Annotated in this window: 12 protein-coding genes and 1 pseudogene; 6 read left to right on the top strand and 7 right to left on the bottom strand. The window is 53.7% G+C overall.

Translation table 11 applies throughout. The features are described 5' to 3' along the window. Positions 1-216: 216 nt before the first annotated feature. The 6 genes from A6X21_RS21020 to A6X21_RS21045 form a co-directional block, all read right to left on the bottom strand. Positions 217-1,107, bottom strand: coding sequence for an OmpA/MotB family protein (locus A6X21_RS21020; RefSeq protein WP_068852393.1), 891 nt, complete (start codon positions 1,105-1,107; stop codon positions 217-219). 37 nt (positions 1,108-1,144) lie between these two features. Next, positions 1,145-2,008 (bottom strand): flagellar motor stator protein MotA, encoded by an 864-nt coding sequence (motA, locus tag A6X21_RS21025; protein WP_068852396.1) that lies wholly within the window; start codon positions 2,006-2,008, stop codon positions 1,145-1,147. A gap of 312 nt (positions 2,009-2,320) precedes the next feature. Beyond that, positions 2,321-3,259: an inositol monophosphatase family protein gene (locus tag A6X21_RS21030; RefSeq protein ID WP_068852399.1), complete on the bottom strand. Its 939-nt coding sequence runs from the start codon at positions 3,257-3,259 to the stop codon at positions 2,321-2,323. 76 nt (positions 3,260-3,335) lie between these two features. Continuing rightward, complete coding sequence (locus A6X21_RS21035; RefSeq protein WP_083233802.1) at positions 3,336-4,310, bottom strand: ATP-grasp domain-containing protein; 975 nt, start codon at positions 4,308-4,310, stop codon at positions 3,336-3,338. Beyond that, complete coding sequence (gene mch, locus A6X21_RS21040) at positions 4,307-5,266, bottom strand: methenyltetrahydromethanopterin cyclohydrolase (RefSeq protein WP_013110842.1); 960 nt, start codon at positions 5,264-5,266, stop codon at positions 4,307-4,309. The genes A6X21_RS21035 and mch overlap by 4 nt, the downstream gene beginning before the upstream one ends. A 223-nt stretch (positions 5,267-5,489) precedes the next feature. Continuing rightward, positions 5,490-6,242, bottom strand: coding sequence for a Bax inhibitor-1/YccA family protein (locus A6X21_RS21045; protein WP_205847506.1), 753 nt, complete (start codon positions 6,240-6,242; stop codon positions 5,490-5,492). A gap of 314 nt (positions 6,243-6,556) precedes the next feature. Between A6X21_RS21045 and A6X21_RS21050 the strand changes: the two genes are divergently transcribed. The 3 genes and pseudogenes from A6X21_RS21050 to A6X21_RS25635 all read left to right on the top strand — a co-directional run. Beyond that, positions 6,557-7,534, top strand: coding sequence for an RluA family pseudouridine synthase (locus A6X21_RS21050; RefSeq protein WP_068852402.1), 978 nt, complete (start codon positions 6,557-6,559; stop codon positions 7,532-7,534). A gap of 632 nt (positions 7,535-8,166) precedes the next feature. Further along, positions 8,167-9,069, top strand: a complete 903-nt coding sequence (locus tag A6X21_RS21055; RefSeq protein ID WP_083233803.1) for an alpha/beta hydrolase — start codon at positions 8,167-8,169, stop codon at positions 9,067-9,069. 223 nt (positions 9,070-9,292) lie between these two features. Then, positions 9,293-9,586 (top strand): annotated as a pseudogene (locus A6X21_RS25635) (chemotaxis protein CheX); the annotation flags it as partial. 13 nt (positions 9,587-9,599) lie between these two features. Here A6X21_RS25635 and A6X21_RS25640 read toward each other — a convergent pair. After that, positions 9,600-10,679 carry an FAD-dependent oxidoreductase gene (locus tag A6X21_RS25640; RefSeq protein ID WP_068852411.1) on the bottom strand — a complete coding sequence of 360 codons (1,080 nt, stop codon included), beginning with the start codon at positions 10,677-10,679 and terminating at the stop codon, positions 9,600-9,602. Between the two features lie 475 nt (positions 10,680-11,154). Between A6X21_RS25640 and A6X21_RS23900 the strand changes: the two genes are divergently transcribed. The 3 genes from A6X21_RS23900 (at position 11,155) to gcvH (ending at position 13,575) form a co-directional block, all read left to right on the top strand. Further along, on the top strand, positions 11,155-12,306 hold the full coding sequence (locus tag A6X21_RS23900) for an arsenate reductase/protein-tyrosine-phosphatase family protein (RefSeq protein WP_083233807.1): 1,152 nt from the start codon (positions 11,155-11,157) through the stop codon (positions 12,304-12,306). Next, positions 12,306-12,764, top strand: a complete 459-nt coding sequence (gene rpiB / locus A6X21_RS21075; protein ID WP_068852709.1) for a ribose 5-phosphate isomerase B — start codon at positions 12,306-12,308, stop codon at positions 12,762-12,764. The genes A6X21_RS23900 and rpiB overlap by 1 nt, the downstream gene beginning before the upstream one ends. A gap of 424 nt (positions 12,765-13,188) precedes the next feature. Further along, positions 13,189-13,575, top strand: a complete 387-nt coding sequence (gcvH, locus tag A6X21_RS21080; RefSeq protein ID WP_068852414.1) for a glycine cleavage system protein GcvH — start codon at positions 13,189-13,191, stop codon at positions 13,573-13,575. Positions 13,576-13,746 lie beyond the last annotated feature (171 nt).

A 13,746-nucleotide genomic window follows, 5' to 3' on the forward strand; every position in this document is an offset into this window, starting at 1 on the left:
CTACCCGAGACTCGATCTTCTTGAGAACACGAAACTTACGTCACGTCATCAGACTTGTAAAATCGTGGACGGCGTTGTGTGCCATGCTTGCAGCTCTGGGCAAGCATGCTCGACTACCCGTCTACAGGCCATCAATTTCTGGAATTGCATCAGACATGCTCGCTCACAGCCACGAGGCATGGCACTCAGAATGCAACAATCATTGATCGTTAGATATCAGTGGTGACCCGAGGACTTCTTGGGCTCCGCTTTCTTGGTCTCCGCCTTCGCGCCATGGCTGCTGGAACCGTGCCCAGAAGAACCATGCCCAGAGGTTTCCTTTTTCGCTCCATGACCACTCGATGAACCGTGGCCTGAAGAGCCATGCCCCGATGAACCGTGACCCGCCGCTTTTTCCGGTGCATGACTATCGGTCTTGGGCTTCGCGTGCAGGCTTTGTCCCGGTGGAACCTGTGATGGATCAGCCTTGCCAAAGAAGCCGCCCGGTTCGTCTGGGCTTTCTCGATACTTTCGAGCGAGCTCACCAATCAGAAAGACCTCGACACGAGCATTCTGGGCCTGATGTTCAGCATCGAGCTTTTTCGCACTATAAGGTTCTTCGGCACCATCCTGGCTGAGCCGCAAGCGGCCAAGTTCAACACCTTTACTCACCAGAAAGTCTTTAACGGCCTGACTGCGCATCCACGATAACTGCCAGGGATCTTCTTTCGTCTGAGTGTCGGCACGTTCGCGGCGAGAAGCGTGGCCCCGAATTTCAATCTTGTTGGGTTTCCCCAGAAGATCGGGAAGCAATGCTTCGAGTTGATTGATGGCCGATTCATCGAGTGCATAGGCTTTTTCGGCGAAGAGGACCATTGTCCCCACGTTTCGCGTTTTCTCGATGTCGTGGAAAATCTTCAGTTCCGCACGCGGCGGAAAGAGCGATGGTTCCACATCGGGATCCAGTTCGGTGGCAGCAGCACCGGGTGGGGGCTGAAAGTAATGCGCCACAGCCGTTTTCACTTCTTTGCTCTGGCCCACCAGCCACATGACGAGAAAGAACGCCATCATCGCGGTGACGAAGTCGGCATAGGCAACTTTCCATGCTCCTCCGCCACCACCGGCCATCGTTCAATCTCCTGAAAATCGACTCTAGTGAACGCAACTACGCTGCTGCATCGGCTTCTTTGAGCATCTTCTCCAGTTCGACACGCTCGGGGCGCGCCTCACTACAGACGACTCGACGGGCCTGTTCGATAATCTGCTTAGGAGCGGCACCACCAATGGCAGCCTCAATGATCGCCGCTGTCGTGCGATAGAAATCCATCTCAGATTTCCCGAGAAGATCCATGCGTGCTGCCAGAGGAGCCATAAAGCCATACGAGGCAAGAATCCCGAGGAAGGTACCAACGAGAGCCGCACCCACTTTGTGACCAATTTCTTCCACAGGGCCATCAATGGCACCCATGGTGATCACAATTCCAAGCACGGCGGCCACAATCCCGAAGCCGGGCATGGCGTCGGCACTCTTGGCGAGAATTCCAACGGCCTGATGATGCTCTTCTTCCATCACCGCAATCTGCTTCTGGAGCAGGTCGTGGAGCTGTTCCTGGCTCATGCTGGCCTCCACGACGGAAGACAGACCATCACATAGAAAGGTCGTAAAATGATGATCCTTCTGGAGCCTGGGATACTTCGAGAAAATCTTGCTTTCGTGAGGATCGTTCAGGTGAGGCTCCAGTGCGAGTAAGCCATCTTTTCGAGCCGTCTTGAGGAGATCATAAGACAGCTTGAAAAGATCACCGTACGCTTTCTTGTTAAACGGGCTCCCCTTGAGCGCCCCGATGATGGCCTTGATCAGATCTTTGAGGATTTTGGGGCTGCCCATGACCAGCATGGCCCCCAGCGAAGCACCACCAATGGTGAGCACTTCGGAGGGGTGGATCAAAGCCTCCACATGGCCACCAGCCCATGTGTAGCCGCCCAGCACGCAGCCAGTTACAACGATGAATCCGATAATCACAAACATGCCGCGATATTCCGCTCGCTGAGGGCACCTTCGGGAACGATATGGCAAAGAGAACGACGGCTGTCGGATGGCTCAATGGGCGAACCCGATGAGAGAACTCACCGCCTCTTTGATCGGAAGGCCAGAGCCTGATCAGTGGCAGGAAATGCAGGAACTCACCCCGCAAATTCGAGTTGGCAGTGAAAGGCCCTGTTGTACGCGGAATTCACGGTTTAACACGCACAGCGATTCTGCGGATTATGCAGCGCACGGAGCCAGCACACGATCTTCCAGACGCAGGGAAGAGAGATCCGAGCTGCGGCCCTCGGGTGATTACTCCACCAGCGAATCACCAGGCCGGTAGCGATCAGGGTGCCACGACTTTGCCAGATTGACCAGCCCTGCCAGAATCTGCGGGTCATTCGCACAGGCCACCACACGTGGTAAACGAATCATGTCGGCTTTTTCATCCAGCCACGTCTGACGAAAATGCACCGGCTCGCCGGTATCGGTCCAGCAGGCATTCCCACCAAAGTACCGCGCAATCTGCATTGAAACCGGAAAGTCGTAGACGTTCGGCGAATGAATCAACGAGCCGGCAAACTCTCCCGAAGCCATCAGTTCATAGATACTCCCTGGCATCTCATCAGGTGCGACTCCTTCGTAGCCGCACTTCGTAATCTCACGGGCTGCCATCACATCCCGATGCTGAAAGCCAATCACGTAGATTTTCTTTGAAGTTGTTGGCCGATCGGCCTCTGCCACCACAAGACTCCGCACAACATCCGTCGCGGGGCGTGACCAGTCATCCGGCCCACTGACCACACGTTCCGGCGTCACCTCAACCCACCAGCCCTGCGCACCTTTTTCCGGGATGTACACCAGCGAATAAAGCATTTCGCTGGCTGTCCGCAGATGCAGCATCACGGCATATCCGTTCCCCGTATGGTCTCGGTACTGTTTGGTTCCATCAATGGGATCCAGAGCCAGCACAAACTCCGATTGTTGAGCGAAGGCCTGCAGATCGCCTGTCGACTCCTCAGCCTCAATTCGACAATGACGGAAGATCAGATCCACATCCCGAAGAGCCGCCACCAGCAATTCCTGGATCGTCAGGTCGGCGAGCGTGAGTGCATCAGTCAGCGCACTTCCCGTCGTTTTGGTGGCCACAGAAATGTTGTGACTTCGTAACCGTCGCGCGATCGCACCTGCCCAGCGCAAAATGGGTGGGAGATGGACACTCAGAGCGTTGATCAGAAACTCAGACTGCATGGCGCGTCGCCTTATTGAGCAATATCGATGGGAAAGTTTTTTTCAAGCAGTGGATTGATGCCACACAAGCAAGAATTCAGCCGCCAGGTTCAGATCGATCAGCCTGTGAACCTTCCACAAGCTGCTCGACATACTCGATCAACCGTGTTGCGACAGGAATTCCTGTGGCAGCCTGAAATCCTTTCCAGCCGGGAACTCCATTCACTTCCAACAGCAGCCATTGACCATCCGGATGTCGTACCAGATCAACACCTGCAAACACAGTTCCCACTGTTCTTGCTGCAGCGACCGCTAGGCTGGCTGTTTCATCATCGAGTTCTTGACGCATCGATTGGCCTCCCAGCGAGAGATTCGTGCGGAAATCTTCTTGCGACGTGCGCTCAATGGCTCCTAATGGAACTCCATTGAGCACCAGCACCCGTAAATCACGACCACCATGATCAATGTACTCTTGCAGGTAAAGGACGGCTCCTGTTCGCACCAGTGTCTGTGCCACTCTCCAGAGTAACTCCGGCTCATCGATACGAAATATCCCCCGCCCTTCGGAGCCAAACAGTGGCTTGAGCACCACATTTCGCTCCAGCTTCTCAAAAGCCTGCAAAGCCGCCTGTGCTGTCTCGCAAACAAATGTGGCTGGCACCCGCAGCCCGGCATGAGCGAGGCGAGCTGTGGTGAGAAATTTATCAATGGCACATTCGAGCGACCTGGGCGAATTAATGATCGGCAGACCTTTCTGCTCGGCCAGCGCCAGCAGATTCATCCGTGTGACCACCTGCTCCAGCGAACCGCCGGGCATGGACCTGACAATCAACGCATCCAATTCTTCCAGTTCGAAACGAGGCATGACCTCAGTTGATCGTTTCAGAAATGCCTGACCTGTGATCTCGATGGGCCAGGTTGCTGAACGAGTTCCTGATCCGCAGCTTGCCGCGAGTTCATGGAACTCCAGGGGCACAATGACATGCCCGCGCTCCGTCGCCGCCAGGGTGATTTGCTCCAGTGACCAGTTCCCGGGCTGTGACAGCACACCCATCTTCAAGAGGGTTGTCATTCCGCAACCAGACCAAACGACTTCAGAACCAGTGGCACATGAGGCTCGCCCGCCACATGCACTCGACCAGTATCGACGTTCTGCACAATCACCTGGGCGGGGCTGAACAACAGCTTGTCAATTTTGTAGAAGTCGCGTCCGGCAGCTTCGAAAATCTCCAGGAAGGTTTTTCCAAAGACCGACGACGATTTCGATGGAACCTGGGGCAAAATCTCGGCAATCGATGCGTCATCACCTGTCATCAGCAAAGTGACTGTCGAGCCATAAAGAATTGCGTCGTTGGTTCGACCGATGCCCTGCAAATCATTGGCGGCAACAGGTGGCAAAGGTGCCGAACCAAAGCCACTGCGAATGCGATGTACATCAAAGCCCAACTCCAGCAGTTTGTGCATCGCCGTTTCGACAGAACGGGCCGCCACCTGATAATTTCCCGCAACGGAAGATGTCGGTGCAATTAACAGTGTGATATCCGCCGGTTCGACCCCTGTTTTCGCAGAGATTTCCTCAAAAATCGACTCGGGCGGGAGCATGGCTGTTTCCAGAATCCCGACCACATGGTCAGCCTCTTCCTTGTACCACAACTTGTCGAACAATGGCTCGACACCAGCCGCAGCTCGCATGGGGCCACTCCCCATCGCATGAAACTTGCCGCTCGAAAGCTGCCACCCTGCATATTGACTATACAGGCAGGCAGCCACCGGGTAGTCGGTCTCCACCACAACATGCGGCCATTGCCACTTGCCCAATAGCTGGGGCTGCAGATTGACTGTTGCCAGGCCCGCCATGCAGACCGTGGAAAGCACCTGACCTGCCTCAAGTGACCCTTCCGCTTCCACACCAAAATCGAGCAGCAAACCGGTCCCTGCCGATTCATGAGCAATGATCCGGAAATGATCCGGCGACTCAACGACTTCTTCAATAATCGAGAGAGACAGTTCGTTGAGTTCAAGATTCATGCGGCGTGGCTTTTTTCGAAGTCAATAATCGATCAGACAATCGCTGGTTTTCACTCAGCAAATTATTGAGTCAACACGAAGGTTGCCAAATTGTAAACGATTGAAAGACAACTCGCGAGAATCAGCCACCTGCCGATTCTCGCGAGTCATGCTTTGTTTCATTTTCCTGCCGCTTGGGGATTGCAGGGCACATCCGCCAAGACAGAAACAGCCTAAGTCGTTTCTAGTCTCGACTTTGCAACTTACTGAGCAGACGCAGCATTTCCAGATACAGCCACACCAGAGTCACATTCAGCCCATGAGCAGCGAGCCACTCATAATTCTTAGGCAAGTTCTGGGAGGCGGCCGTCGCGATAAAGTCGAAGTCCAGAATCAGATTCAAGGCGGCAATGATCACACAAAAGGCAGTGAACCCAATTCCCAGAAGCGAAGCGTCATACACGAAAGACATCGCCTGAATATTGAACAGGCTCAAAACGAACGCCAACAGATAGACCAGGCCGATTCCTCCGGTGGCGGCGATTATGCCGGCGCGGAATGTGGCCGTGGCACGAATCAAACCAACTTTGTAAGCGAGCAGCATGGCCGCTGCCACACCCACGGTGGCTGCGATCGCCTGCACGCCAATTCCCGGGAAGCGGGCCTCAAAAATTGTAGTGATCCCCCCCAGAAACACACCTTCCAGAAGTGCATAAATGGGTGCTGCCACAGGTGCACTGCGCAGCCAGAAACAAACACACAAACTGGCAATCAGCCCGCCAATCGCACTGCCAATCAAAGATGGCATTAAAAGCTGTGGATTGTTCTGCAGATAACTGTAGGAAAGTAATCCCAGGCTGGCAGTCAAACCAATCAGAACCATCGATTTGTTGACGGCTCCAGAAACGGTCATCACAGAGGACGACGAAAAACCACCCTCTTGAGCCCAGCGGTCAAAAGCCCCCTCGTTAAGAACAGGATTCCCGGTACGCATCATTTACTGACCTTCGATAAGTTGAATTTGCTGTCGGAAACCATGGCAGACTGGTGAAATCTACCAGATCCTTATACGTTCTCGGCCCTCGAATAGATGATCAATGACTCAGTTTTTTGAAATTCTTTCGCTGTATGATCCATCCATAAACTCTGATGACAGAACAGATCGCCAGCTCTTTCCAGGAATCCGCCACGAGCCATAAACTGCAATCTAGACGCCTGTTACGATCCATGAATCTCCATGAATGACGTCCGGGATCGCTCTCCAACCCGGCATTTTTTATTTCCAAGAACCCCGACGAGAACTCTGAAACGATGGCCATCCTGTCAAAAACGGTCACCGTCGAAAAATATCTGGCAGGAGTCCGTGTCGACAGTTTTTTGGTCAAACATTTTCGCAGCTACACGAGCTGGCGGATCCTCCGCATGGTTGCCGCTGGCCTGGTGACCATCGACGGACAAGTCGCCGCCACCACTCAACGTGTGCATCCCGGCCAACAGGTGACAATTCAACTCGCAGAGCCACCAGACCTGTACATTCCCCCCGAACCAACCCCACTCGAAATCCTGTTTGAAGACGACTCCCTGCTCGTCATCAACAAGCCTGCAGGTCTTATTGCTCACCCGACTGGCGAAATCCCTGATGGCACACTGATTAATGCAGTCCAGCATTATCTCGACAAACAATCGACTCATCCTGGTCTCGAGCGACCCGGGATTGTCCACAGGCTGGATCGCGATACGAGCGGAGCCATGGCCATCTGCAAAGAACACCTTTCGCACCGCTTACTCTCGATCCAGTTCCAGTTGGGGCGTATCTCCAAAAGTTATCTCGCACTCGTGGAAGGTGTCCTCACAGACGATCAAATGGTCATCGACCTTCCGATTGGCCGGGCGCCTGGTTGCTCCAGCGCGCTCATGTCGTGCCGGGCCGATGCTCTCGAAGCCCAGGCCTCGAAAACTTCTCTGCGAGTCGTGGAACGGTTCCCGAAACACACTCTTGTCGAGGCCAAACCCCGCACAGGCCGCATGCATCAGATTCGAATTCACCTGGCAACCATCGGGTTTCCCATTGTGGGAGACGAGTTCTACCTCAAAGGAGGGGAAATCCGGCCACTCGTCTGGCCAGAAAGTGAACGCGAGCAGGTCTCGTCTCTCATCAATCGACAAGCCTTGCACGCCGCTGGCCTTTCCTTCGCCCACCCGCTCACCAACGAGTGGCAAGACTTTCAAGCTCCTTTGCCCGACGATCTGCGCCAAGCCATCGAACTCGCCCGCCATGGCCAAACTTGAAAAAGGGGTTCAGCGAAGAATTCCGCTCTTTTAGATCGAAGTGGATTGGATCGAAGTAGATTCGATCGAAGTTCAAAAACCTTGTTGAAGAACGACCATCGGCCAACTGAGTTTCGATCACTCGGGAGCTGCCCTTGCTGCGCATCAGCAACAAGGCGATGTCCTGCACATCGCCCACTCGGCCCGTGCAGAAAGCCGCAGCGATTACAAAGCAACAGCAATAAATGCGGCAAACGCCTGCAATTCCGTTTGCGCTAGCAATAATATCTGCCAAGTCATCGTTCAACCTGCAAAGATCATCAGGATCTCACGCGAGTCTACTTCAAGTTCAGATTTTCAATTTCGCAAGTCCTCGGCTAGCAAAAGATCGGTCAAATCAAGTATGAATTTTTGCGGAACGTCAAGAACTCTCTAATATTTACTGTTTGAGATCTACTCTCTGAAATTTGATCTGCGGTCATCAGTGAATCTGATCGTTGTGCCAGAGACTTCGATGGCCAGCAGGTTAATTCCCTGTTAATGAATGCATTTCGCTCTCAATCAATCGGCCCACGACAAAACATTCCCATTCAATCGCCTTTTAAACTTCACTCAAGATTTTCCATAAATAGCACCCACCCGAGAGTCTCGTCATGATCAACGACGATCAACAAAAGCCATCAAGGCTAATAATCAACCAATCACTTAAACTCACTCGAATTTTAGGCTTCCTGCTGATCCCTTTAATGGCACCGGTCTCTTTATCTGCGCAATTTTCCTACCCACCTGAATTCAAGGAGGCTCGCGTCGAGACTTACCGGAAAACAGGTTCGACAGAACTGAAGCTCTGGATCTTCGGAGAGTCTGATCCCAAAACTCCCAAGCCCGCAATTGTGTTTTTCTTCGGCGGTGGCTGGAATTCCGGATCACCAGCACAATTTGAAAATCAGGCACGGCACTTTGCTAAACGAGGCATGATTGCGATTGTGGCCGACTACAGGGTCAAATCCAGACACAATGTGCAGGTTGTTGAATGCGTCAAGGATGCCAAAGCTGCTATTGCCTGGGTTCGAGAAAACGCTAAGCGATTAGGCGTTGATCCCGACAAGATTGCTGCTTCAGGAGGCTCTGCCGGAGGCCACCTTGCGGCCTCCACCGGCACTATCAGTGGTTTTGGCAGTGATGAACGTCCCAACGCCATGATTCTCTTCAATCCTGCCTGCACTCTCGCACCCATCGCTGGTTGGAAAACCCCGGGAGCCAGTGCCAAACTCAGCACGGAACGATTGGGAGTCGAGGCCACAGCCATCTCACCGGCTCATCACGTCGGTCCGCAGACTCCACCAACCTTGATTCTCCACGGCACGAAAGACACCACAGTTCCCTACGCTTCGGTCGTCGCATTCGAAGCTGAGATGAAAAAAGCTGGCAGACCGTGCAAGTTAGTCGGCTATGAAGGTGCCGAACATGGCTTCTTCAATCGAGGTGAAAACTACGACAAGACTCTCGCTGAAGCTGACAAGTTTCTCGTTGAACTCGGCTGGATCAAAAAATGAGGCTCCCTGTCATTCAGATTGCTAAATAAGGGCAGCTCAACGGAGACCCGTGTAAAAATATCCTTTTCTCCGACGCACGACCTTCCTGCCGAGTGAATCGCCCTCGACGTCAATCCGTTTTGTAATTCCAAACCTTTCAGGATTTGTCGTGACAGAGTCTTATGCATCGCCTGCTGGTTGGATCATCCCTTTTTGCGATGCGGCCACCGAAGTTTTTCTCTGCATGCTTCAAGCCACTTGCCAGATCCAAGCCATCCGACCTCCGGATTCAGCACCACCACTTGAATCCATCACAATTGCCATCGACCTCACCGGGACAGCACCGGGCCGAGTCATCTTAAGTGTTGCCGAAACTGTCGCTGACCAGTTTGTCGAGCGGCTCACGGGCTTCGGTGCCGAAGGCGATCTGGGCTTATTGAGAGATATCGTCGGTGAGGTGGCCAATATGGTGGCAGGTTCCGGCAAAGGGAACCTGCCACAACTGGGCTTTCTCATTGGCACACCCCGACAGCTCACAGCCGAAGAGTTAATCAATTTGTCGGCAAACTGGCCCTTGAGGCAGACAGCCACTTTGGAGACTTCATTCGGCTTATGCCTGCTGGATGTGAGCTGGAATTTTCAGTTCGCGACTCCTTCAGCAGATACACCTCTTCCAGAAGCTGTCTGATATTCCGAGGCTGCCGGAGTTCTTCCGGGAAACCCACCACGGAACCCATCGCCAGAATCTGCGGATGCCAGGTTCGCCCCATGGCGTCGCACCAGAGCTTCCCGCACTCATCCGATTCAATACCGACTTTGCCCAGATCAAGCTCCACCGTCACACCGACTTCTGTCTGGCAGGAAACAACGGTCTGTACCAACACACGTTCCCCGTTACAGATCTCCACTTCGCAATAATTACCGCGTTGCCTCAATCCTCGAATTCCGGCGCGAAACTCTTGCCATTCGGTCGATTTCTGCCTTTCGGGCAAACGCCGCCCCAGCAGCAGAACATCACTTCCTAACCTGCTGTAAATTCCTGCCACAGCCTGGGCCCAGCGATTACTCCCCAGCACCACCATCGATTGCGGCACCGACTTCGTCAGCAACAATTCTCCCAGCGAAGATGGTAAAGAACTTTTGCCATTCATCGATTCATGCGGTGCATGAGGCGAAACACCATGGCGGACAGGAGCCACGACGGATCCCGTCGCCACAATCAGCAGATGCGTCATCAGGAGTGGCCCATCGACAACCGCCTGCTTTACCGACGGATCAGCAGCACTCATGGCCATCACAGCAATCGAGGCGCCATCGGCCCCCACGACCTTTGCGGCACCGGCGAAACAATCGACCCGGGCCTCCCTCAAGAGCCTCTGCTGGCGTTCCTGTTCTCTTCGGCCGTAAGGCAGCAATCGACGAGCCAACGTCTGTGAGCTCATAGCGGCAGCAAACTCACTTTGAGTGATCATTTCCAGGAATTCCGGTGACCACTGCGCCCCGACAGACTCGCTGGAAATTTCCCATGCCGACGCGGGTTCAATCAAAGCAGTTCGTAATCCCAGCCGTGCCGCCGTCGCGGCCACTTCGACCGCAAGAGCCGTTCCACCAGCAATGGTGCAATCGTACATGGCTGGATCCTTTCACAACACGCCTGACGAACCACAGTTCCCCAAACGAACACCCTGTCAATTTCCCTCAACTCGTCCGTCCACAAATCGCCCTCGTTTCCATCGGCACAGCGAATAAATAAGGGCTATAAGAAGCCTGGGTAAAATATGGAACATTCTCTTATTCGGTTCATTTTGACGATAAAACGGATTCTCCCGGCTCATCTCACCCGAAAGCTCAATGGGAATCCCACACAAATGGACCCATAAAGACCGACCACTGGGTCGAGGCGACTCCTGTGAAAAAGCGACCATTGTGAAGCTCATGTCGCATAGCCTGACCTGCCCCTTCTCCACGCCACCCACCCGAACCTCAAGACGTTTTTGTCGAAGCTCTTGAACCGCTGGCCCCGGCTTCCTAGACTTAACTGCACTTCCAGCAGGCATTCGAGGCGCTCATCACTTCAGACGAGAGATCGGAACGGATCATAATTCGATGACTGACATCGTTGAGATCCGCCGTTCTGATGATCCGCGAGATGTCATCCACCGTGTGTGCCAGTCTTTGGCGCAAGGTGAATTGGTCGGTCTCCCCACAGAAACCACCTACACCGTTGCTGCCAGCGCACTTTCTGAAGTTGGTATCCAGCGACTGAAGGTTCTAGCCACCGAACTCGCGGTCAATCATCAACCACCCCAATTCGAACTCCTTCTTAAAGCGGCTGACGAAGCACTCGATTATCTGGTGGAGCAGTCGCGATATGGCCGCAAACTGATCCGACGCTGCTGGCCAGGCCCCGTGACGTTGCGATTCCCCAAATCTCACTGCGGATGGTTCTTCGAACAACTCCCGGAAACCAGCCGTCATCTCCTCACGGCCCCCGAAAACACAGTCTCTTTCCGTGTCCCGGCACACACACTCCCGGCCGATATTCTAAATCTGTTGCCTGGCCCGCTGATCGCACTTTCGGAGGCTCAGCCCGGACAGTCACCTCTCAGGCATGCGCGAGATGCCGACCAGAGGTTTGGCAACAACCTGGCACTGATCGTTGATGACGGCCCTTCCCGATACGGCGAGCCAAGCACAGTCGTCCAGATCGGTAACCACGATTGGAACATCGCATTCCCCGGGGTTGTCTCCGACCGCACGATGGGGCGACTTGCCAGCGAAGTTATACTATTCGCCTGCACAGGCAACACCTGCCGCAGCCCGATGGCCGAAGTCCTCTTCCGCAAACTCCTTGCAGAAAAGCTGAACTGCCCCGAAGAAGAACTTGTCGATCACGGTTATGTCATTCTCTCCGCAGGATTAGCGGCAGCCATTGGTGCACCTGCTAACCCTGAAGCGATTGCACTGCTGGCCGATGAAGGGCTGGACCTCCGTAATCACGAAAGTCAGCCTCTGACCGAGCGATTGCTGCAACAGGTCGATATGATCTATACCATGACACGTGGACATCGCGACGCCATTCTCGCCGAAAGGCCAGATCTGGCTTCGCGCGTGCGAACCTTGTCTCCCGGCGGGAAAGACATTGCGGACCCGATTGGGGGGGGGCGTGATGTCTATCGTTCCTGTAAACAAGTCATTGAAACGCATTTGCAGCAGATTATTCAGGACCTCTTGTCGTTAAGATCCCACCCGTCATGATGAAGATAGCCGTTGCCAGCGATCATCGCGGCGTGCAAATCAAATCCAAAATCCTCGCACTGGTTTCCGATCTCGGACATCAGGCACTTGATTTTGGACCGCAGGATCATGAGAGCGTCGATTATCCCGACTACGGTGCCCGCGTGGCAAAAGCCGTCTCTCGTAGAGAGGTCGATCGCGGCATCCTCATCTGTGGCACAGGCATGGGCATGTGCATCGTCGCCAACAAATTTCGCGGTGTTCGTGCCGCGACTTGCCACGACGACGTCACTGCCGAACTCAGCCGCCGACACAATAACGCCAACGTCATGTGTCTTTCGGGCGATCTTCTGGGCGAGCCATTCGCCATGAGAATGGTCGAAATCTGGCTCACCACCGAATTCGAAGGTGCCAGGCACGCCCGGCGTGTCGACAAAATCTCTCATTACGAGTCCGAAGAATTTTCATCCAACTCCTGACTCACGCACCTTCGCAAAAAGTCATGAGCACTGACGATAATCACTTTCTTCCGGGAAGTCGCTTTGACTCGCCCGATCCTCGCGATATCTTGTGCGCTTGTCTTGTCGATCTGCGAATGAATCACCGATGGTCGCATTGAGTCTCCGGCAGATGTCTTGATCTCTTTTCACAACATCGAGAACAACGCCGACATCCTGGCTTTACTCAATCGAAGAGCGACCTTGGCATCCATGAAGCTGTGTCTGACAAAGGCACCGATAACTCTGGCCACACGCAAACACATCTTGATGTGACCACAGTTTCAACTGCAGAGATCGACACGATTGACCACACGAGCAGCATTTCTCGTAGGCAATTTCAAAACCTGACGACTAAGATCATTGGATTTCTTCGACAAAAACTTTCCGGAAGGATGCGAAGTTCATGGATTTGGCGGCACTTAAGTATGCAAAGACTCATGAATGGGTCGCGATTGAAGGTGATGTTGCAACTGTCGGAATCACCGATTTCGCCGTTCAGCTTTTGAGTGACCTGGTTTACATCGACCTGCCCAAGCCCGGCAAAGCTCTCAAGGTCGGTGAGTCCTGTGGTGAGGTCGAGAGTGTTAAAGCCGTCAGCGATGTCTACGCCCCACTGGCCGGTGTCGTCACAGAAACCAACCCCAATCTTGGCGATAACACCGAGCCACTTTCCAGTGATCCTTTCGGTAACGGCTGGCTGATCAAGATGAAAGTCTCAGATCTGTCCGGTCTGGACCAATTACTCGATCGAGCCTCCTACGAAAAACACTGCGAGTCCGAAGCTCACTAAGTCGGCAAGGCGAGGATCTTCCTGGTTGATCCACCCGCTGCAAAGATCAGTCAAATTACGGTCACCGATGGATTATTCTCACGAGCGCCTACAATTCTCAGGCGTCGTGATGGAACCAGTAATATCTGTCGAGTTTTCAAGCATTTTTAAGTTCGCTCTCTCGCTCTCTTG

Origin of the sequence: Planctopirus hydrillae (assembly GCF_001707835.1) — a bacterium.
GTDB lineage: Bacteria > Planctomycetota > Planctomycetia > Planctomycetales > Planctomycetaceae > Planctopirus > Planctopirus hydrillae.